The 22,416-nt window shown below is 42.5% G+C and carries 13 protein-coding genes; 11 read left to right on the top strand and 2 right to left on the bottom strand.

Features of this window, described 5'->3' with window-relative positions; genetic code table 11:
- The first annotated feature begins 265 nt into the window (after positions 1-265).
- The 5 genes from NCCP133_RS05915 to NCCP133_RS05895 all read left to right on the top strand — a co-directional run bounded on the left by NCCP133_RS05915 (position 266) and on the right by NCCP133_RS05895 (position 5,686).
- Positions 266-1,480 carry an MFS transporter gene (locus NCCP133_RS05915; protein ID WP_264804017.1) on the top strand — a complete coding sequence of 405 codons (1,215 nt, stop codon included), beginning with the start codon at positions 266-268 and terminating at the stop codon, positions 1,478-1,480.
- 30 nt (positions 1,481-1,510) lie between these two features.
- Positions 1,511-1,636 carry a hypothetical protein gene (locus tag NCCP133_RS05910; RefSeq protein ID WP_264804016.1) on the top strand — a complete coding sequence of 42 codons (126 nt, stop codon included), beginning with the start codon at positions 1,511-1,513 and terminating at the stop codon, positions 1,634-1,636.
- A gap of 262 nt (positions 1,637-1,898) precedes the next feature.
- Positions 1,899-3,194 carry a hypothetical protein gene (locus NCCP133_RS05905; protein ID WP_264804015.1) on the top strand — a complete coding sequence of 432 codons (1,296 nt, stop codon included), beginning with the start codon at positions 1,899-1,901 and terminating at the stop codon, positions 3,192-3,194.
- Between the two features lie 464 nt (positions 3,195-3,658).
- Positions 3,659-4,948, top strand: a complete 1,290-nt coding sequence (locus NCCP133_RS05900; RefSeq protein WP_264804014.1) for a nucleotide sugar dehydrogenase — start codon at positions 3,659-3,661, stop codon at positions 4,946-4,948.
- Positions 4,949-4,969: 21 nt separating this feature from the next.
- On the top strand, positions 4,970-5,686 hold the full coding sequence (locus NCCP133_RS05895; RefSeq protein WP_264804013.1) for a WecB/TagA/CpsF family glycosyltransferase: 717 nt from the start codon (positions 4,970-4,972) through the stop codon (positions 5,684-5,686).
- A gap of 367 nt (positions 5,687-6,053) precedes the next feature.
- Here the strand turns inward: NCCP133_RS05895 and NCCP133_RS05890 are convergent, their stop codons facing one another.
- Positions 6,054-6,953, bottom strand: coding sequence for an accessory Sec system S-layer assembly protein (locus NCCP133_RS05890; protein WP_264804012.1), 900 nt, complete (start codon positions 6,951-6,953; stop codon positions 6,054-6,056).
- Positions 6,953-9,334: an accessory Sec system translocase SecA2 gene (gene secA2 / locus NCCP133_RS05885; RefSeq protein ID WP_264804011.1), complete on the bottom strand. Its 2,382-nt coding sequence runs from the start codon at positions 9,332-9,334 to the stop codon at positions 6,953-6,955. Before secA2 ends, NCCP133_RS05890 begins: the two co-directional genes overlap by 1 nt.
- Positions 9,335-9,692: 358 nt before the next feature.
- Here secA2 and NCCP133_RS05880 point away from each other — a divergent pair, with 358 nt between their 5' ends.
- The 6 genes from NCCP133_RS05880 (at position 9,693) to NCCP133_RS05855 (ending at position 22,410) form a co-directional block, all read left to right on the top strand.
- Positions 9,693-13,154: a S8 family peptidase gene (locus NCCP133_RS05880; RefSeq protein ID WP_264804010.1), complete on the top strand. Its 3,462-nt coding sequence runs from the start codon at positions 9,693-9,695 to the stop codon at positions 13,152-13,154.
- A 176-nt stretch (positions 13,155-13,330) separates the two neighbouring features.
- Positions 13,331-15,793: an S-layer homology domain-containing protein gene (locus NCCP133_RS05875; RefSeq protein WP_264804009.1), complete on the top strand. Its 2,463-nt coding sequence runs from the start codon at positions 13,331-13,333 to the stop codon at positions 15,791-15,793.
- A gap of 571 nt (positions 15,794-16,364) precedes the next feature.
- Positions 16,365-19,547 (top strand): S-layer homology domain-containing protein, encoded by a 3,183-nt coding sequence (locus NCCP133_RS05870; protein ID WP_264804008.1) that lies wholly within the window; start codon positions 16,365-16,367, stop codon positions 19,545-19,547.
- Positions 19,548-19,831: 284 nt separating this feature from the next.
- Positions 19,832-20,599 carry a hypothetical protein gene (locus NCCP133_RS05865; RefSeq protein ID WP_264804007.1) on the top strand — a complete coding sequence of 256 codons (768 nt, stop codon included), beginning with the start codon at positions 19,832-19,834 and terminating at the stop codon, positions 20,597-20,599.
- 379 nt (positions 20,600-20,978) lie between these two features.
- Positions 20,979-21,725, top strand: coding sequence for a YveK family protein (locus NCCP133_RS05860; RefSeq protein WP_264804006.1), 747 nt, complete (start codon positions 20,979-20,981; stop codon positions 21,723-21,725).
- On the top strand, positions 21,709-22,410 hold the full coding sequence (locus NCCP133_RS05855) for a CpsD/CapB family tyrosine-protein kinase (protein ID WP_264804005.1): 702 nt from the start codon (positions 21,709-21,711) through the stop codon (positions 22,408-22,410). Before NCCP133_RS05860 ends, NCCP133_RS05855 begins: the two co-directional genes overlap by 17 nt.
- The last annotated feature ends 6 nt before the right edge of the window (positions 22,411-22,416 follow it).

The raw sequence follows: 22,416 nt of genomic DNA, 5'->3' as shown, positions 1-22,416 counted from the left end.
ACCTGAATTTTATCGAATAACTTAGCGGAAAAACCGAAGTGAAATCGCCGCTCTGTGGTGGTTTGCCTCCCTGTAAAAGTACATTCCTTTATTATAGCATTTAGGAGGGAGGGAATGAAGGTTAGGTTCGTTTGAAAAACGTATGGCGATGATCTGTGATCGATTTATGGTAAAAAGGAATCAATATAGTCTGAATATTCGATTCCTTTTCAAGAAAATGGTATGATAAGAGAATATTTATGCGTTAAAGGAACTGGGTGGAAACATGACGGCAGTAAAAGAATTTCAACAGGAACCAACTAAATATTCATTGCGCGATGCTGGCTTTTTGAAAATCATGACCGCCTTGACCAGTGCGTCGATATTGGTATTCGCTAATTTGTATTTTGTGCAGCCGATCATGCCGCTGCTGGTTCAATCATATGAAATTACGTCCGCCGCAGCAGGACTATCCCTGTCAGCGGCCGTGATTTCAATGGTGATAGGGTTACTATTCTTTGGATTTCTATCGGATCGGATTGGACGGGTTCCGATTATGACTAGTACGCTGATTTGTACCGTGATCCCGCTTGCGCTCATGCCGATAGCCGCAAATTTTGAGCTGTTTTTGGTGCTGCGTTTTGTGCAGGGCTTTTTTATAGCGGGTTTGCCTGCCGCTGCGATTGCCTATTTAGGGGAGGAGCTGGATTCCCGAAGTATCAGTCTCGGCATTTCGATGTATATCGCAGCCAACGCAATCGGCGGAATGGCTGGACGCGTTTTTGCCGGGTACCTAGCGGATATCGCCAGCTGGCAGAAGTCCATCTATTTCTTGTTTGGCATCTCCATTCTATTGTTCGCCGTTTATTTTATCACGGTGCCAAAATCCCGTTTTTTCAAGTCTAGTAAAAAGCCGATTAAAAAAGATCTGTTCGGTATGGGATCCCACCTGAAAAACACGAAACTGTTTCCTGCGTTTGCAATGGGAATCCTCCTCCAATTCTCATTTACAGGAGCATGGACGTACCTGCCGTTTTATCTGGAACAGCCTCCTTTTAATCTTTCGGTAAAAAATATCTCTTTTACCTATCTTGCTTATGGCTTCGGGATCGTCGGCTCCCTTTTGGGCGGGCGGCTGTCTGCTCAGTTCAAAAAAACCACACTGGTTTCAGTTGGAACCCTTATTTTGATAGGAGGAACCCTGCTGACCAATGTTCACTCCTTGTCGGCAGTAGTGGTCGGATTATGTCTGACCTGCCTGGGATTCTTTGTGGCCCATTCCTTAATGGCTGCGATTGTGAACGAACGGGCCACCCATCATAAAGGAGGAGCTTCGAGTATCTACCTGGTAAGCTATTACCTTGGTGTGGCGACAGGCGGGACACTTGCCGGGCTTGTTTGGCAGACTGCCGGCTGGATAGGGGTTACCGTGGTTTCACTGGCACTGGTGCCGGTGGTGCTGTGGCTGATAGGGAGTTATAGCAGATACATCGTTTCATAAGGTCTCATTAAGTCAGGGATCTAGATACGCATGGAAGCCGGGATTCATGTGGAAGATGACTTGCGGGAAGCTGTCTTAACCATGTTTGCCCATCTAAAGCTTGTGAAAGCCATGGATGAAATCATGATGGCGCATGCGGAAGAGATGGAAGTGTAAGAATTTGGGCTAAAAGGTTTGAGCCGTTAGAGTTCTTCGAATTCCATGCAGGAAAAATGTTCTTTATAAAGAATAAATGTATGAGAATCAGCGTAAACATGAGATAAGCAATGAAAAAAGTGGGTTTTGTTGGAAAAACGTTAAAAATTGCTGGTTTTCTTTAAAATTATCAAGGATTATAATGACAATATATTCTATATAATGAACAAAAAACATAAAAATATTTTTTTATAAAGAACTTTTAGAAAAAGGGGGCACGGAAATGGAACCGAGAGGGGTGAGGATAAAAAGAATGAGAAGAAAGAAGAGGAAACTGATTGCTAAAGCTTTTACAACAAGCTTTGCTCTCTCTTCGTCTATCGTTGTTGGCGCGCATTTGACGTCACCTACATATGCACAATTCAATAGTACAGCGGAAGGGGAAACGACGATTCAGGCATGTTTTATCTTTCCGAGTGTGATTGATAAGGATTATGTAACAGCGTCAGAAGACCTTTATAAAGAATTAAGCCAGGAAATAGAGCAGGCGCTGGCTCGTAAAGCAGATATTCTTACGATTGATATGGACGCAAAATTAAAGCATATAAAGGAGCCTTCTTACTCCAATGGTCATACAAACCCTTCCGATCCCTCATCAGATGACCATGCTTCCATTCAAGGTCTCGAAGCCATTAGATCATCTTTAGAATCAAAAATCAGCAGTCTTGAAAGCCGAATTTCATCAGCAGAGCAGGACCTGGATGATATACGTTCGGTCAGCAGTGAATTGTCCAATCTGATCGGCCAGCTCGAAGCTTATCAAAATGCCCTGGATTCCGCAGCAGCAAACGCAGAGCCCAAAATGGAGGAAATTCAAGCATTAGTAGAGGAGATAACGGGCTTTAAGGAACGCGCTATTGAAGAATGCAATTATGAAGATGTTTTCTTCGAAGAAAGAATTTCAAAGATAAGTGCATTACAGGAAAAGGCAGCTGAGTTATTGAGCAAGACAGCAGATGAACAAACAAAGGCAGAGGAGAAAATCAGCAGCTATAATAATAAGCTGGGCGAATTAGAAGCATCAGCAAATAAAATTAAAACGGCTATTGCTAACTTCAAAAGCAGCATTGAACACTTACAGAGCAGGATTTCAGATATAAATGACAGGATCCAAGCAAAAGAAAAAGCACAAAAAGCAATGGAGGATCAAGCGGCAGCAGAACAGAAAAAGAAAGAGGAAGCCGCCACTGCTCAAAAGCCAGCAGAAAATGGAGCAGCAAAACCAGGTGAAGATAGCCAGGCACCTTCAGATGGAGCAGAAAAAGAACAGCCGCAAGAGGGAACAAAAGATCAGCAAGAGGATGCGAAAAATGAATCAAAACAAGAGCCAAAACAAGAGTCAAAACAAGAGCCAAAACAAGAGCCAAAGAATGAAGCAGGTCAACAGCCAAAAGAAAAAGATAACGGCAACTCCGGAGAGCCTGCTCCTAAAGAAGAAAAAGAACCTGCAGCAGAGAACAAGCCATCTGAAGAATCCAAAGACCCTGTGCGGGAAGAGAAAGAGGAAGAAACAAAATAAATATACCCAAACTGCCTTTTTCAAAAGGGCAGTTTTTTTGTGAGGGGGCTTAATTGTGAACATTGCAGATAGGGTCTGGATTTTTGCAAATCGAACTTGAATTTCTACAAATTGAGCCCGGGTAGCTGTAAACCGAACATACAATTCTGAAAATAGACCATTCAAATCCGCAAACCGGAGAAAATTGCAGCTAAGGCCAGCCCCATCTTCCTTCTGCCTTCTCTCTTGTTAAAAGAAAATCTAATGAAATCCCTCAGGACAGGGCAAAATACACAAAATAAATGCAGTTATCCTCTGGCAAAACGCACAAAAGGAAATATTACATTTTATAGACAAAATGGTTTCTGCTATTCATCTTCTTCCTTTTTCGTTATAATTAGGGGTAGGTTTTTGTAGGGCAGAGAAGCCTTTCATCTATAATAATGACAAAAAAGTCACTTTTTCTTGGAAAAGGAGTTTTCATGATGTCAAAAAAATTATGCGTCATTGGGCTTGGCTATATCGGATTGCCGACTGCAGTAATGTTTGCTAATCACGGTTTGAAGGTCCATGGCATGGATGTTAATGAAAAAGCTGTAGGAATGATTAATAATAAAGAGCTGCATATTGAAGAGAACGGGCTGCAGGAACGTTTGAATCAGGCGATTGACAGCGGGAACTTAACGGTTTCTTTATCCCCTGAGGAAGCGGATGTATTTATTATTGCAGTGCCGTCACCTATAAATGATGATAAAACGGCTAACCTTGAATATGTAAGGAAGGCAACACAGTCGATTGTTCCTTTCGTTAAAAAGGGGAACCTGGTTATTCTTGAATCAACTGTTCCTCCTCGCACGGTAGAGGATGTAATGCTTCCAGTGTTAAAAGAAACGGGTCTTAACCTTGGAGAAGAGCTTTTTGTATCCCATTCTCCAGAGCGGGTGATTCCGGGCAAGGTATTTGAAGAGCTTGTGAACAATGACCGGATTATCGGCGGGATCAATGAGGAATCCAGCCGCTTAACAGTGGAGCTGTATCGTACGTTTGTAAAAGGCGAAATCCATGTTACAAATGCGACGACTGCCGAAATGGTGAAGGTGATTGAAAACACATATCGCGACATCAATATTGCTTTTGCGAATGAACTGGCGAAAATCAGTGAGAAAATCAATGTCGATGTTTGGGAAGCCATTAAGCTTGCTAATTATCATCCGCGTGTAAATATTCATCAGCCTGGTCCGGGAGTGGGCGGACACTGTATCGCAGTTGACCCTTGGTTCCTTGTTGAGCTTCAGCCGGATCTGGCGAAAATGATTCATCTGGCCAGAAGTACAAATGATGGAATGCCTGAGCACACTGCTAACCGTATTCAGGAAATCCTGAAGGAGCAGGGAATCCAGCAGGGAAGAGCCGCTGTTTTGGGTCTTGCTTTCAAGGCCAATATCGATGATATGCGTGAAAGTCCATCAATGGACGTTCTTCGCCATCTAGAGGAATTGGGCCTTGACTTCACTGCTTATGATCCGCATATCAAAGAAATCAAGCATCCTCGCCAAACACAGGAGCTGATGGAAGCAGCAGATCATGCAGACATGCTGGTCGTTCTGACAGATCATACAGTGTTCAAGGAAATTAACCCGGAAACGGTTGCAGAAAAAATGCGCAGCAAAATCGTTTTCGATGCAAAAAATTGCTTAGACCGCAGCAAATGGGAAAATGCCGGATTTGCTGTTTACACACTGGGTGACTCGAAACATATCCCAGGTGTTCAATAAGCAGAAAATTAAGGTGATCGAATGAAAGAACGCTTTTTAGGTGTAGAGGTTTGCACAGAAAACTATGAAGAACTAAGCGCCCATTTATTAAATGATATAAATGAAGGCAGAAAGTCATTTATTGTGGCGATCAATCCTGAAAAAGTGGTTAAAGCTCAACATGACCCGGCCTTGAGGGATCTGCTGAATCAAGCAACCTATCAAATACCTGATGGGATTGGGATTATCCTTGCTTCCAAGCTGAAGAAAGGCCAAATAAGCGAGCGTGTCACAGGAATTGATATGATGCTCCGCCTTTGCAGATTAGCAGCAGAAAACAATAAAAGTGTTTTCCTTTATGGTGCAAAGCCAGGGATAGCAGCTGAAGCAAAAACCAAATTGCAGGAAATGTTTCCAGGCCTTCATGTGGCGGGTGTTCTGGATGGGTATGAGAAAGATGAAGCTAAAATCGTCAGAACCATAAATAATGCAGCCCCGGATATTATTTTTGTGGCGCTTGGCAGCCCCAGACAGGAAAATTGGATTATTGATCATATGAATCAGCTCGCGCCAAAGGTTTATCAGGGAGTCGGAGGTTCCTTCGATGTGATATCCGGCCGCATCAAACGGGCGCCTGCAGGATTCCAGAAGCTGGGACTTGAATGGTTCTATCGCTTAATGAAAGAACCGTGGCGCCTAAAAAGGCAAATGGATCTCCCGAAATTCCTGATGGCCGTCCTTCGTGACAAGTCGAGATAGGCACGAAGAAGGGGTTTTTTCGGAATATAGGTAAAAAAGTCATTTCTTTTTGTAAAAAGACTAAAAAACAAATTGTGTGATTGACAACAAGATGATAGAATGGAAGCAGAGAGAATTATTTCCTTCTGCTTAGAATAATAGAAAAAGATTTTCCTCGGTTGGTAGCCTTCTGGAGAGCGCCTATCACTTAAGTAGTGATAGGTGTTTTTCTATCTTTATATCAATCTGGAATTTGGAACCGTTTCATATAGAATAAATGAGCGTGCCCGGCAATGAACCGGCACGCTCATTTTTAATGTTTTTTCAGCTTCACAAAGTGTCTGAAAGGCGCCCTTCGCTTTTTGTGCTTGTCGCCCCTGCGCTTTTCTTATTGTTTAGCGTACGCACGCCATTTGCTGAAATCAGGCTCATTCTTTTGGATCATGCTGCCCGGGAAGATAAATGTCCATGGTTTTGTGGTATGGGCTTTTACTTCAAAGTCTTCAAGTTTAAACCCGCCCGTTGCCACGACATCTCCAGCGGCATCTTCCACAATGAGCGGCACCTGTTGAAGAGAGACGTTTTTGTCAGAGCCGTTGCGGATAAGCAAGGTAATCGTTAAGTTGTCTTCTTTCATATTAGCCTGCAATCCCATGAAGTTGACTTCTCCTTCTTTCGGAGCAGGAATTTTTCTCTCCACGATTTCTGCGAGCTTTGCTTTTTCTTCAGCTGGCAGCTTCTCTTCCCAGCTTTGGTGAAGCTCCAGCTTATGCTTTGGTTTTACTTCAAAAGCGATTTTCCAGCCTTCTTCAGGAAGGGGCAGGAATTTCTCATTCACATGCTTCCATTCAAAAACGAAATGCCACGGTCTGCTTGTTTTTGGCTCCAGCTGTCCCAGCTCTTTTAAGTCAAACTTTTTGCTTGCAACCTTTTCTCCTTTTTCGTTCAGAACGACTAGCGGCGTTTCCTTCAGGCTGAAAGGCTTATTCAAGCTGTTGCGCAAGAAAGCTGTGACAACAAGGCTGCCGTTATCAGGATCGATTTGATGGTCAATCCCTGATAGCGATAACTGTGATGGCTTTAAAGGTGCACATTCATTATTTAAAAAGCGATAGATATATTGATCTTCGTCACTGATTTGGCTCCAGGAAGGAGGGAAGCTCAAGTCCGTTGGAACCTCGCTGTCATCCTGCAGGCTGCTGTCTTCTCCTGTCAGCTCCTTGGATGAAACGACACTTTCTTTTGAAACCATTTTTTTATTTTTGTTTCTTCTAAAGAAAGGGAACATTACCTTTTACCCCCTGTTTTTTCAAATTTCATTGCTTCTGCAGCGGCCATTGTTCCTAAATGGTAGCAGGCATTCTTTTCAAGTCTGTGGTACATCATTTCGAATAGCTGAAGGCCTTCGCGGGCGTATTGGCGCATCGGGTCTTCCTGGCTGTAGCTTCTCAGCCCGATTCCTTCCTTCAGGCGTTCCATGGATTCCAAATGGAGGATCCAGCGTTTATCAATCGAACCTAATAGAAGCGTTTTTAGCGTAAACTGCAGAGCGCTATTTTCCTTGAGCGCATCCACCTGCTTTACATACTCTTCGAACACAGGGTAGACGGCATTTTCGACCGTTTCCCGCTCACTCACACTGGATTCCTTGAAAACAATCATCCGGGCCGGAAGAACCTCATTTAGTTCATCGGCAATCGCCTTAATATTCCAATCCTCAGGAATCATTTCCCCGTCACAATGGGTTTCAACGATATGGCGTGCATAATCCATCACCATTGGCTCAATGATGGACACAACATCTTCGCTTAATAAAATTTTATCCCGGAGCTCATAAATGACCCCCCGCTGTTCATTGATGACATTATCGAGTTTCAAATTATATTCGCGTACAGAATAATTGCTGTGTTCACAAACACGCTGCACCCGGTCAATAAACTCATGTATCTTCTTTCCTGTCAATTCGCCGTTTTCATCAGGCACAAGCTTCGGCTCCATTTTTTCCAAATCCTCAGAAGCAAAGCGGGTAACCATTTCATCTTTAATGGAAATGAAAAACTGGGAACGGCCCGGATCTCCCTGGCGGCCTGAACGGCCTTTCAGCTGATTATCGATCCGGCGGCTTTCATGTCTTTCCGTTCCGATGACATATAAACCGCCCAATTCAGCGACACCCTCACCTAGCTTAATATCGGTTCCGCGTCCCGCCATATTGGTAGCAATCGTGATTTGTCCCTTTTGCCCGGCCATGGTAATCAGACGGATTTCCTGTTCAACTGTTTTGGCATTCAGAAGCTCGTAAGCAAGTCCGGCTTTATCCAGGTATTTGGCAACTTCTTCTGATTGGATGATAGAGGTTGTCCCGATTAAGATTGGCTGCCCGGTTGCATGGATTTTTTTCACTTCTTCTGTTACAGCATCATATTTCTGCTCAGGTGTCATGAAAATTCTGTCTTCATAATCGTTGCGGGCAATGGGTCTATTAGTCGGAATCTGGATCACATCCATCCCATACAGCTCACGGAACTCACTTTCTTCTGTCTTCGCCGTTCCGGTCATCCCGGAAAGCTTAGGATAAAGGCGGAAGTAGTTTTGGATGGTGATGGAAGCCTGTGTTTTGTTTTCCTCTGTCACTTCGGCGCCTTCCTTGGCTTCAAGAGCCTGATGAAGGCCATTGCTCAATGTGCGGCCATCCATAATCCTGCCTGTAAACATATCAACAAGCATAATCTTGTTATCTTTTACAATATAATCAACATCACGCTGGAACATTACGCGTGCACGCAAGGCCTGAATCATATAATGATAGAGTGTCTGGTGCTCCAAATCATACATATTATCGATCCCGAAGCCGCGCTCCACCTTGGCAATGCCTTCCTCTGTCAGGTTGGTGCTTTTCGTTTCACGGTCAAAGATATAATCAACATCCTCTTTGAACGTCTTTACAATTCGGGCACATAGAGAGTGGAAATCCTTGCTGACACTTGTTTTTCCGGCAATGATAAGAGGTGTTTTCGCTTCGTCAATCAGAATGCTGTCCACTTCATCAATGATGGCAAAGTGATAGGGGCGCTGTACGCGCTGTTTGACATCGAAGACCATTTTATCCCGCAAATGATCAAAGCCAAATTCATTGCCCACACCGTATGTAATATCAGCTTGATACGCCTCCTGCTTCTCTGCAAGCGACATGCCTGAAATATTAAGGCCGACTCTTAGGCCAAGAAATTCATGAATTTGGCCAATCTGTTCCCGGTCGCGCTTCGCCAGATAATCATTTACGGTGATCACATGAACGCCTTTGCCTGTTAAGCCCTGCAGATAGCTTGTCAGGGAAGCAACAAGTGTTTTTCCTTCCCCTGTAGGCATTTCGGAAATATTCCCTTCACTCAATACGAGCCCGCCAATCATTTGAACATCAAAATGGCGCATGTCTAGAACGCGTTTTGAGGCTTCACGGACGGCAGCAAAAGCCTCCAATTTCACGTCCTCAACTGAATTGCTGGTTTGGACCTTCTCTTTAAAAATCTCCGTCTTTAGTCGCAGCTCTTCATCAGATAGCTTTTCAAATTCAGGCTCCAAAGCATTAATTTTTTCTACTTGCTTCATATATTTCTTTAATCGGCGCTGCTGATCGTCGCCAACTATTTTTTTTATGTAGGTAAGCATCGGTTTCTCTCCTTAAAGACTTGCAATCTAGCTCAATAAAAATGCCTTTTATTCCAATTCTAGTATATCATTCCTTCATAAATCTTTCACCTAAATACAAAAAAAGACAATTATGCCAGACTTAATCGCCCAATTGTAAAAAAATGTTGAAGAATAGTAGGAAAATAGACCTTTTCATAGACAGAAATATACGATAAAGTAGAATGGTAATTAGAAAATCATGCCAATTAAGCCACTATTTACATTTTTATTGGTAAAAATGAAACATTCAGCCTTTCCTATTCGTATATTAGGAGAGGAAAAGAGAGAGGAGGATTGTTTCAGTCTTGAATTCTTTATACATAAGGAGGAAGGAAATTTGAAAAAATGGAAAAAAACAGCCCTGACACTGGGTGTCGCGGCGACTTTAATGGTTCCTGGATATGCAGGGGCCTCAGGCTATACGGCGGTCTATAACACGAGCGAAAAACCCGGCATGGATCTCTCCCAATTTAAATCACAGAAAGAGCATTTCAGCAAAGATACCCTCATCATTAAATACTCACATAAAATTTCTGCTTCCGAACATAAACAAGCGGGAGCGGAAGTGATCAAATCCTACCCGTCGCTCGGCTATGATGTGGTCAAAATCAATCAAGGCCAAAAACGCACAAAAGTCCTGCAAAAATATGCTTCATTATCTAAGGTGACCCATGTGTCTCCAAGCGCCATTGCCTCACTGGCAGCTGCCCCGAAGCAGGATCCAAAGGCAAAGGATATGTATCATCTGGAGCAGCTGAATGTGGAAAAAGCCCAAAAGATGGCCGGGACACATGAAGTGACGGTTGCTGTGGTTGACACATGGACAAACACAAGCCACCCTGAACTGAAAAACCGTGTGCTGCCTGCGTATAATGTTGCCAACCCGGCAAGTTCGGGGATAAAAGATGCACACGGCACACATGTATCGGGAATCATCGGGGCGGAAAAAGGAAATGGAATCGGCGGATATGGAATCAATCCCCATGCGAAAATCCTGCCGATCAATGTTCTTGACGGCTTAAATGCATCAGACTATACCATTGCAGAAGGAATTCTTTATGCCGTTGAACAAAAAGCGGATGTTATTAATATGAGCTTAAGAACCTATAGTGACACGCCAATCCTCCGGGATGCGGTTAAAAAGGCAGTAGATGCCGGAGTGGTCGTGGTTGTTGCGGCGGGAAATGAAACAACGGATGACTATACGTATCCAGGGTCTTATGATGGCGTCATCACTGTTGGGGCCACAAATGACGAAAAGACGCTAACAAGCTTTTCGAACTTTGGGCCCTATGTGGATGTGGTTGCTCCAGGTGAAGATATCTACAGTACGGTTCACTACCTGCAAAAAAATAAAGCTTCATTCGTCGAAATGAGCGGAACATCAATGTCCTCTCCCATTGTTGCAGGTGTTGCTTCATTGGTGAAGTCGAAGTATCCGGATCTTGATTCCTATCAAATGGAGGCATTATTGAGGCAGACAGCATCGGACCTAGGCGGGGTTGGCTATGATCTTACATATGGAAGCGGACTCGTTAATCCGGTGGCTGCTTTAAGCTATGACATTTCCAAGCTTCAGGATGTGAAGCCGGCTGCTGACAAGAATCTTGCTGCAAATGCCAAAGAGGTTGGATTAGAAGACGGGGAAATTTCACAGTCCGGCAAAATAACAAAGCCATATGAATCCCATGCTTATAAAGTACAGGCTACAGCAGGCAAGCCTATTCAGCTTGTGCTAAAGGGAACGGATCTATATGACTATGCAGCTAAGCTTCATTTCTACCCTGAGGGGTCTGAAAAAGCGGCTGATCCTATAACCGTTAATAAAGCGAAAGCAGGCCAGACAGAGGGGTATGTCTATATCCCTGAAGCTAACGGGACATTTGTTGTAGAAGTGAAGGATCAAAACGGAAGCTACAGCGCATCCGGAAACTCTGCTTATACCTTAAAGCTGTTAACAGCCGATCTTCCTGAGGATGAGTCCTCCCTTGACATGCCGATTGAACTGCAGTCATTAACCGGCAGCCATCCAGGCTACTTATCTTCACGGGAAGAAGCGGATCAAGACTATTACAGCTTTACAGTGGAAGAACCGACAAAAGTGCAGATGAATGTGAACGGCCTTCCAGGTGTGGATCTTTCATTAGGGGTCTACTTTAAGGAAGATTTCATGATAGAGTTTCCTCCGGAAATGCCTGAGTGGGAAAAGGCGATGTATGAGCCATGGCCATTTGAAGCCGCCAACCGCCACGGTGTAAGTGAAGGCGAAACGATGGAGTTTGAAGCACTTCCGGGCATGGAATATGTTCTAGAAGTTTCTTCGTCAGGACAGGATTTTTATTTTGATCCTTTTTACTTATTTATGATGGGCGGAGTGGATTTCACTAACCAGAATACAAACTCGCTTTATCCTTACACAATGGAACTGAATACAGCTACCCTTCCGGAAGATGAGGACCAGTTCCCGCAAATTCCTAGTATGGAAGAAATGTTTATGGAAGAAGAAATGACCACAGAGGAATATGTGGAAGCGAAGCAGGAAGCGGCTGAAATCATTTTCATAGAAGAGATGTTCCGCATGTTTGACCAGGCACAGGTTGAAGAGATTAAAGCTTCTGCAAGGGAAATGGAAGCCGGAGCACCAGCAGAAGGGTATATCCAAATGGCAGAAGACCAGGATTGGTTCAGTTTTACAGCCGACAGCCATGCGGTGTATTCTTTTGATATCAATCAGGCTGAAACCCTTCGTCCTGCGATTGAACTCTTTGAGTATGATGAAAGAATGAATGACCTCATTCCGATCGGAGGCACCTATTATTACGGGGAATTTGGCGAAATGGCCGAGCCGTCGCTGAAAGCTGCATTAAAAGCGGATAAGAAATATTATGCGATGGTTACAAACAATGGCCGTTTGAGCCTTGATCCGTATAAATTCAGCATCAAGAAAGTAGCCGATGCACCCATTGATCAGAATGAAAGCAATGACAGCTATTTAAATGCAACAGTCCTAAAAGAAGGAATGAAGAAAACGGGACACCTGACTGGCAACGATGCTGATTATTTCTATTATAAGAACCGCAGCGAGGATCAGTTTATGAATGCGTCGATTACACCAAAGCCGATGAGCTTGAATGATCAGATCCGCCTGCCAAAGGAACTGTCGCAGCAGCTGGTCCTATTGGCGGAAGTGTTTGAGGATACAAACGGCAACATGGAAATCGACGGCAGCGAGATGAATAAAGTAATTGCTTATCTGCGCCTGGACGAATTAATGGAAGGTGTCTGGGTAGGGGATAAGCCATTAAATGCAACCTTCAAAGCGAAAAAGGATAAGGGTTACTTCATTAATATTGCAGACTTAAATGGCATGGGGCTGAGCTTTACACAATATGAGATTCAGCTTAATGAAGCGGGAAATAGGAAGGATGAAGATGCTGCTTCGAAGGCAAGCAGCAATATTCCTTCCAAGCCTCTTTCCTTTAAAAAGGATGGTGCTGCCTGGTCAGCATCCGCATACCTGAACATTGGTGTGCCATTTGGAGACAGCGACTTTTATGCCTTTAACGCACCTAAAAAAGGATCCTACCAGATCAAAATGGACGTTCCTGCCGGCATTGACGGGAAAGTCTCTGTATATACAAGTAAGGGCGCGCTTGTAAAAGAATTCGACTACTATGGATTCAGTGAAGCAGAGCAAGGCTATGCGGATCTGGATAAAGGCAAGTACTTTATAAAAGCAGAAGACGCTAACCAAAACAGCAGTGATGACCCTTATACATTAACGATCACAGCAAAATAATGATGAAGCAGTCCGGCTCGAGGGAGCCGGGCTGTTTTTGTTTAGAGAGTAAAAACAGCCATCTAGGAAAAAAGAGCTTTGCCATTATGGAAAAATTTTCATAACAAAATAGAAAGCTGCATTAATAGAAAAATATGTTAAGATACTAGCAGAAAGAGATAATCAGAGGAGGGTTTATGGTGAAAAGAGCGTTCATGCTGTTCTTCCTGATGGGAGCAGCTGCATTCGGGTTTGGACAAACCGCAGATGCGCATGTAACAGATGAGACAAAAGGCATGAGTGTCCACTATCAGGCTGGTGGAGAAGAAATAGAAAAAACGCCTGTGGCTACATACAAAGGCACAAGTGGTGTCGTGATTGAAAGCTACAGCAGCCAATGGAAAGATCAGAAGAAATTGGCTGCATTAGAAGCGGAGCTGTTGAAGAATAAGCACGGAGAAGAGTATAAGAAGCTGGGCAAGGTTCTGATTTACCCGGATTATCCTGCTGGCAAAAGGGTCGTCGGCCAGTACTTTGCCAAATATCAATTTTCTGGCGGAAACGGCTATTTGCTTCCTGATCGGGTTATCCATTTATATGGAGGAGATGATTTTACGGATGTTTCTTCCGTTGCCCGGACACTTTCGCATGAATATGGACATCATCTGACTTTCTATCTACTCATAGAAAAGGAAGATTTGGATCCTGATCAATGGCTAGAATCGGATTATGCCAAGGCAAGGGAACTGGCGAAGTATCCGAAGGTACACACCAATCCCAGCGGTGCTTATGAATGGTATTTGCCTGAGGTATTGGCGGAAGATTATGTACAGCTATTAGGCAGCCGGGAAGCAGTGAAAGAGACTGTTCAATTTAATGGAGAGCTGCCTACTCCATTTGATTTGAACTCGCTTGAAGCCTATTGGGGATCCCTGCTTGGCAAGGACTATGCGATACAAAAGCGGCTGTCTTTGCAGCTAACGGATTACCGGGAGCATGCGGAAAGCTGGGATTTTCAGCTTGCTACCAATGAAGAAACAGGAAATAATGCGTATTTATCAGGACAAGCCATGAGTGAATTCTATCCCCCTGTCTCAATGGGGGAACTAGGCGGCACCAATGGCTTGAGCCAATGGTATTCAGCGGATGAATTCCACCCGGCCGAAGCGCGGATTTTCACTGATGATGTGGCAGGCGCCCATTACCGCCTGATACAGCATGAAGCAAACGGCTTTAATAAAGGATCCAAGACGCTGAGTGTGTCGTATCAAAATGTTGAAGCGAGTGTTGCTTCCCCTGTTGAACCATCTGCGGATGAAGAGACATTTGAGGAGCTATCGATCACCAAGAAAAAAGAATTGATTACAGCGGCAGCGAAAAAATATGATATTCCTGCTGAGATTCTTAAGGCGATCGCTTACAATGAATCGGGTATGAATCAGTTTGAAAAAGATGGCACTGCCCTCATTACAGATGATGGCGGAATGGGCATGATGCAAGTAACGCTATCGGATGAAGAAATGCAGCAAAAGGGAATCAGCAAGGAAAAGCTGATTACTGATACAGCATATAATGTAGAAATCGGTGCGAGAATTCTAAAAGAGAAATGGAATTGGACATTCATTCCGAGAATCAATGAGCACAACTCTAAAAAGATTGAACACTGGTACTTTGCCATCATGGCTTACAACGGACTTTCCATGCGCAATGATCCAAACAATGAGCAGGGAAAAGTGCCTTATCAGGAAAAAATATTTAAAATGATTGAGGACAGCAGTTTAGTAGACTTGACGGAAATTCCAGCGTTTGAAGTGGAATATCTTGATCCTTCCCGTCCTGAACTCATGAGTTTCCCTAAAGATAAACTGTCTTATAAGTGGAAAGGCATGGATACCAAAACATCCCATCTTTATCAAAAAGGTGAAGCTGTCTACACCTGGAATCATATCCAGTCAACAAGCAATCTGAGAGATGGCGTTGATGGAAATAGGCTGCGTTCCCTCCCGCACTATATCCCATTAACAATCGCTTCCGGACCTTATGAATCAGCCAATCCATATAATCACTTTGTTTATTATGAGGTAAAGGGTGAGAATATTCATGGCTACATCGCTTCTTCTCTCCTCCAAAAGGGTGAAGTAAAAGTATTTTCTGATGTGAACAGAGAAGAAGTCCGCCTGGCAGTTGCATACCTGCAGGTGCGAGATATTCTAAACGGCTATCATGATGGAACATTCAAGCCGAACGAGCCATTGCTTCGCAGGCATGCAGCGGCGATCCTGGTGAAGGAGCTTGGACTGACATTGCCGGCAGGGTATGAAACAAAGGATAAAACGGTGGATCCGAACTCGATTGGCTACAAGGCAATGGTCATTGCAGAAGCCCACGGCTTAATGGGCAAAGGGGATGGCCTGCGCCCGAACGAGAACCTGACCCGTGCACAGATGGCTTCCATTCTCGTAAGAGCATACGGGGAGTACCTTGAAAATCCCACTACAAAAGCCAAGTTTACGGATATTGATGAAAGCTTTTGGAACTATAAAGACATAAACGTACTGGGCTTCAATGAAATAACCGTGCGTGATGCTTACGGCCCGAGCGAGAAGGTCACCAGATCGCAGTTCGCTTTATTTCTGCAGAGGGTGCTGGAAAGAAAATAGGAGTCAAAAGAAAAGCTGTGAATCTCAGATGAGATCACAGCTTTTTTCTATTAATATAGCTGGCATGAGTAGAAGAGCCGGTCAAACTTATTAGGTTTTTGCAAGGGGTTTTCAAATCGTAATCCTTTAAAAAATCACATAAACCTAACAAGCTAGCGGAAGGACTAAGGGATTACGAGTTGGCAACAATTTCATTTTGCCGGTATATTTTAACCACCTGATCCATATAGTAAATCTTGTGAGACTTTTAGTCATGTTTTACAAATAATTAGTAAAAAATACAAAATAATCAGGAAAACAGTTGCGCTTTGTGGAAAAATCTGTAGAATAATAGAAGAAAACATTGTAAATTTAGGTTAAAATGTACCTATAGGGAAAATATATGGAATAAATGGTATAAATTAACCCTTTACATGTTGACTTTTATTTATCTCGTAACTATAATAAAACTTGTATTTGTTATTAGCTAGGTTTGAGAGAGGGTTTTATACATAGATTAAAAGAACCATTAAAACTCTTAATCTTAGTTACTATATTCCTATTGAACATACCAAAGGAGGAAATATTCAAGATGGCTTACCAACCAAAGTCTTATCGCAAATTCTTAGCTGGTTCCGTTAGTGCAGCAGTAGTCGCTTCTGCTCTAGTAGCTCCAGCAGCATCAGCTGCATCAGCTGATTTCCCGGACGTTCCTAAAGGACACTGGGCGTACGATGCAATTACTACTCTAACTGCAAAGGATATCATCAATGGTTACACTGATGGTTCTTTCAAGCCAAGCCAACTGCTTAACCGCGGCCAGGCTGCTGCATTATTCACAAATGCACTAGGCCTTGAAATTCCTGAAAAGTTAGACACTTTCAAGGATCTTAAATCAACTTCATACTTCGCTCAATACGCTGCTGCTGTTGAAGCTGCTGGAGTATTTGGCGGATATGCAGATGGAAACTTCGGTGCTGGAGACAACCTGACTCGTGAGCAAATGGCTTCTGTTCTAGTTCGCGCGTTTGACTTCGAAGCAACTGGTGAAGCAGTTGACCTAATCGACCTTGATAAGGCTCATTCTTCTCACCGCGAAAACATCAAAATCCTTGCTCAAAACGGCATCTCTGTAAACGAAGACAAGACTTTCGATCCGAAAGATCCTGTAAGCCGTGCTCACTTCGCTACATTCCTATACCGTTCAATGGTAGCAACTGGAATGCTTGCTGAGAATCCAGCTGTTGAGAGTGTTAAGGCGATTAATGGTACTACTGTTGAAGTGACTTTCAAAGAAGCGGTTTCTGAAGTGAAAGCTTCTGATTTCACAGTTGATGGCTTAACAGTTGTTAATGCTGTACTTAAACAAGAAAATTCGAAAACAGTTGTTCTGACAACTTCTGGTCAAGAAGGCGGAAAGAAATATACTGTTAAACATAAAGGTGAAGTTGCTGGTTCATTCGAAGGTATCTCTTCTGTAATTCCGGCTAATTTCGAAGTGAAAACTACATCTGTTCAAGGTGTTGTAGGTAAAGAAGTAACTTTAACTGTTGATGCTAACGTGAAGGAAAAGAATATTCCAATCACTTTCAACGTTGATGCTGCTAACAACAGCCTAAACAAAGATCTTGTAAAAGAAGTTATGACTAATGAAGAAGGTATCGCTACTTTCACATACACTCAATACAATGGCGGATATACTGATGATGTAGCAGTATATGCGACTGGTGATGCTTCTAAGCGTCAATTTGCAAAGGTATACTGGGGTGTTAGCCAGCTTCTTACTGTTGAAGCTGCAGATGACAACAAAGGTACGGCTTTAGCAAACGGTGAGAAGAAAGTATACAAAGTAACACTTGTTGATGGAAAGAACGGTAAAGGTCTATCAAATGAGACTGTTAACGTAACTTTTGCACAAAACATTGGTGTGACTGCTGATAAACTTTCTAAAGCTACTATCACTGATCCTAGAACGGGAGTAACTAAAACTCCTTACCAATTATCAAATGGTAAGACTGAGGAAGTAACAATTACCACTGATAAAGATGGAATTGCTACATTCACAGTTACTGGAACAAACACCGAAGCGACTCCAATCGTATTCTGGGATGCGAACGACAGTGATAAAGTAGAAGCAACCGAATTACAAGATGCAACTGACAAAGTTGTATTCTCTGGTGCTCAATTAAACCACAAGTTCACGATCACTGCAGAAGGTTCTGACCATGCTGCAACAGGCTTATCAAATGGACGTGTTTACAAAGTAGCCGTTTCTGATAAAGATGGTAAAGCTTACAAAGGCGGAATCATTAACCTGGCATTCAACGAAGATCTTGACCGTGTGATTGGTACTGATACTAATGCAGCATTCACTTCTAACGATGACTTAGAAGGTGAATTATTGTCAGGTGTTAGAGAAGCTGAAAGACAGCTTAAGCTAAATGACAAAGGTGAAGCTGAGTTCATTGTATACAGCAATGTGGAAAATGACTATGCTACTCCAGTAGTATGGATCGACCAAAACTGGGCTGAAAACTATCAAACTGGCGTTCTAGAAAGCGGAGAACCAACATTGGTTGGCGAAAAGACTTTCTTTGAAGCAGCATCTGTAAAAGCTTCTCAGCTGAAAACATACAAAGATGGCAAAGCGTTTGACAAAACATTTACTGGCCTTGAAGTAGCAGAATTCAGATACAATGCTCTTAACCAAAGTGGCAAAGTTATGTCAAATGTTTACTCTCGAGTAACTTTTGAAGTAGTAAACAACGGTTCTGCAGAAATTGAGGTTGCAGGTAAGACTGTTGCTGCTTACGGAAGAACTACTGTTAAAGTTGAAGGATACAACCCATCCGTTTCTGTTACTTCAAATGGTAATGACGGTTCTGTATCTGTAAGTGCAAATGGATACCAGTTAGTAGATGGCAAAGAGTCTAAATATCTTGGTAACCATACTGCAACTGCAACATTCTCTAAGTATTCAACTGGTACTCTAGTGTCAGGATTTGTAACTGGAGTTGACACTGATGCCGAAACAATTACAGTTTCTGATCAAACGTTCAAATATACTGGTGCAGCGTACAAAGAAAAAGGCCAAGTAATCACGAAGGCTGAATTCGAAAGACTTGTAAACAGTGAGTCTGCACGCGTGACTGTATCTAGAGATAGCGAAGACAAACTTACATTCAATATCCTGGAAACAGTTGACGCTCCAGAAGCTACAATCACGGCTGCTGATGTTGACGGTGATGAAGTTACTATTTCTGGTTCAAGTGTAAATATTGAAGATTTAGAAATTACATTAGACGGTGTTACTCAAACGGTTGCTACTACTGATGTCAATACTTTCAGTGCTACATTTGAAGATGTTGAAGACGGTAAATACACTGCAACAGTATTATACAATGGCGCTGTTCTAGATTCAGTAGATTTCGTTGTTAGCAGCGAAGTTGAATTTGCACAAGATATGGAAGCATATCTTGCAAATCAAACTGATGACACTGGCCTACTAGAAAAGATTAACTTCGATGATCAAACAATCGAGCTTTCTGAAGATGAGCTTGCTGGTTTAGCAGATGCGACTGGCACTGGCTTCTTCGGTCACCTAAATGCGCTTGATGTTACTGATCTTGTTGTTAACAATAAGAGCATTGATTTAAGCGACCAAGACGCTGCGAAGTCTGCTATCCTTGCAGAAGTTGTTAAAAATGGATTAACTAGCATATCTTTTGTAAAAGAAGATGGCACTACACTTACATTTGATGTAGTTGCTGGATAATATTCATCTAGTGTTAATTAAGAAGGCTGGGTTTAATAACCCAGCCTTTTTGCGTTATATTTGTTCGTATTCCATTATAAGATCTTGTTTTGGAAGTTATTGAGTATAAATACCAGCAATTAGTTTGTATGAAAGTCAGTAACAGGAGAGCCCAATTACATAAAAGCTGTATTAAATGGTCCTATTTTTGGTAATTTTTAGTACACTATTAAACTTTAATATACTTTTATAAAAAATATGGTAAAATTGTACTGTTAATGGAATGAAAGGGGAACCTTAGAAAAATGAAAAAGGTTTGGAAGATTGTTATATCTGCCATTTTACTCATAGGTTTGGCAGGAGCAGGAACGGCATATTACTTTTTAAAAGTGAAAACCTATGATGTGGCAGATGAGGAGTTGGAAGAGGTTACGGAGAGTGAGTATGAAATCATCCTCCCAGGTGATAGCGGAGCGGACGATCAGAGCTCCAATGATAGTGGCGGGCAGGGCAGTGATGCAGCAGAAGGTGATGAAAGTAAAGCAACGGATTCACAGGATTCCACTGGAAGTAAAGATGTTCGCGTAGCTTCCTATTCTGCTGATGAGGGCAGTGAGATAAGCACAGGTACTGGTGAAAGCAGTGGAAGTAAAGCTAGCAGCGAATCTTCAGCTGCTGGACAATCGGGAAGTGTTACTACTACTCCTGAATCGAATGAAGTAACGATAGGATCTATAAAAGATAAGTATCGTCCTTCATTTGAAAATCTCCAAAGCCAGGCAGATGCAAAAATCAATGCACTTGTTTCCCGTGCAGCTTCGGAGTATGTGGAAAAGAAGCAGAGCGGAGAGAAAATTTCTGTCGCATACTTTTATCAAAAATACAGCGGTGCCGGAAGTGAGCTTGAAAGCAAGACAGATGCTGCTTTCCAAACGATTTATAGTGCCCTGCAGAATGATTTGAAGCAAAATGGTTTTAGTCCTTCTCATGCAGAAGAATTTCAAAAAGAGTATGAGACTGCTAAAGAAGCAAGAGAGTCTGCACTCATTTCGAAAGCTAAAGAAGCTTTATAGGGAAAAAATTAGAGTAAAAAAGACCTAAATTAATTAAAAATATTTCCAAAAATAAAAAGATATAGTAAGATAGGAAAAGGTGATGAAAGGGATGGGAATCTTAAAAGAACACTCCGATAAAAGTGATTGTAGATTCCGCATGAATTACAATTTCCCGATCCCTTTCATTTTTGCAAACAGGATATATGGGTTGGCATCTTGCCAGCTCTTTTTTTATGATGCAGCTTCAATGCGAATTTGCAAAATATAACATTATTAAAAATGCGCAGAAAAGGTAGAGAAAGGAAGATAAACTCGGTATAATAAACATTAGGGTATTTTGTCGTTTTATCAAGAAAAATATAAGTGAATTTATAGATATATATCATAGGAGGAAAAGATGGAAGAAACAATCAGTCTTAAAGAACTTTTTCAAGCTTTGCGAAAAAGATTATGGATTATTTTGTCCATAACGTTTGCAGCTGTGTTAGTCAGTGGGATCTTAAGCTACTTCGTAATGACCCCTATCTATTCTTCATCTACACAGTTATTAATCAATCAGGCCAAGAATGAACAGCCTGTATATAATCCTGCCGAAATTCAGACCAATCTACAATTGATGAATACTTATAATGTAATCATCAAAAGCCCGGCTATCCTGGAGCTCGTAAAAAAAGACCTGGGGACGGATATGAGTATTGAAGAGTTAAACGCAAAGATTACTGTAGGCAGTGAGAAGGATTCCCAGGTATTGTCGATTAAAGTCGAAGATGCCGATCCGTATATGGCTGCTGATATTGCCAATACAACAGCAAATGTTTTTCAGCGGGAAATCGTTACGATTATGAATGTTGACAATGTTAGCATCCTGGCAAAAGCGGCAGTTAAGGAAACACCAGCACCAATAAAGCCTCAGCCACTGCTGAATATAGCGATTGCTTTGGTGGTGGGTTTGATGGCGGGAGTAGGTTTGGCGTTCCTGCTGGAGTATTTGGATAATACCCTTAAGAATGAGCAGGATATTGAGAAATTATTAGAATTGCCGGTATTAGGGGCTATTACTGTAATAGAAGCTGATGGAAGAAGTGCACGCAAGCGAAATGAAAGAGCAGAAGTGAGAGGTGAAACCATTGGTTCTCAAAACTAAAAAGTCGAAACAAGTGACGAATAAACGGAACTTAATTACGTTAACGAATAGCCGTTCACCGATCTCAGAGCAGTATCGAACAATCAGAACCAATATCCAATTCTCATCTGTCGATTCCAGCATTCGTTCCTTAATGGTCACATCTTCAGGCCCTGGAGAAGGAAAATCAACGACCATTGCCAACCTGGCCGTTGTATTTGCCCAGCAGGATAAGCGGGTTCTCCTGATTGATGCAGATATGAGAAAGCCGACAGTGCACTATACGTTCCAGCTGCAGAATCATATGGGACTGACGAACGTATTAACAAAGCAGTCTGCCATTTCAGAAGCGGTAAACAAAACGGATCAGGAAAATCTTTTTGTGCTGACAAGCGGCCCCATTCCTCCTAATCCTGCAGAATTGCTAGGTTCAAAGGCCATGGAAGAGTTCATGGAAACCGCCTATAAAGAATTCGATATGATCCTATTTGATACACCTCCCGTATTGGCTGTAACAGATGCGCAGATCCTTGCCAATAAGTGTGACGGAACCATTCTTGTCGTCAGCAGCGGAAAAACAGAGACGGAAGCAGCCGTCAAAACGAAAGAGCATTTGCAGGCGGCGAAAGGAAAACTGCTGGGGGTTGTACTGAATCAGAAAAAAGTTAAAGATAGTCCGTATTACTATTACTACGGAGCGAACTGATTGCTT

Source organism: Cytobacillus sp. NCCP-133, assembly GCF_026011715.1.
Taxonomy (GTDB): Bacteria; Bacillota; Bacilli; order Bacillales; family Cytobacillaceae; genus Cytobacillus.
This window is presented reverse-complemented; position numbering and strand designations above follow the sequence as displayed.

Coding starts and splice junctions, on each gene's coding strand:
- NCCP133_RS05905 (WP_264804015.1), top strand. CDS start 1,899: ATGGAACCGAGAGGGGTGAGGATAAAAAGAATGAGAAGAAAGAAGAGG.
- secA2 (WP_264804011.1), bottom strand. CDS start 9,334: ATGCTTACCTACATAAAAAAAATAGTTGGCGACGATCAGCAGCGCCGA.
- NCCP133_RS05915 (WP_264804017.1), top strand. CDS start 266: ATGACGGCAGTAAAAGAATTTCAACAGGAACCAACTAAATATTCATTG.
- NCCP133_RS05865 (WP_264804007.1), top strand. CDS start 19,832: ATGAAAAAGGTTTGGAAGATTGTTATATCTGCCATTTTACTCATAGGT.
- NCCP133_RS05900 (WP_264804014.1), top strand. CDS start 3,659: ATGTCAAAAAAATTATGCGTCATTGGGCTTGGCTATATCGGATTGCCG.
- NCCP133_RS05870 (WP_264804008.1), top strand. CDS start 16,365: ATGGCTTACCAACCAAAGTCTTATCGCAAATTCTTAGCTGGTTCCGTT.
- NCCP133_RS05910 (WP_264804016.1), top strand. CDS start 1,511: ATGGAAGCCGGGATTCATGTGGAAGATGACTTGCGGGAAGCTGTCTTA.
- NCCP133_RS05895 (WP_264804013.1), top strand. CDS start 4,970: ATGAAAGAACGCTTTTTAGGTGTAGAGGTTTGCACAGAAAACTATGAA.
- NCCP133_RS05890 (WP_264804012.1), bottom strand. CDS start 6,953: ATGTTCCCTTTCTTTAGAAGAAACAAAAATAAAAAAATGGTTTCAAAA.
- NCCP133_RS05875 (WP_264804009.1), top strand. CDS start 13,331: ATGGTGAAAAGAGCGTTCATGCTGTTCTTCCTGATGGGAGCAGCTGCA.
- NCCP133_RS05860 (WP_264804006.1), top strand. CDS start 20,979: ATGGAAGAAACAATCAGTCTTAAAGAACTTTTTCAAGCTTTGCGAAAA.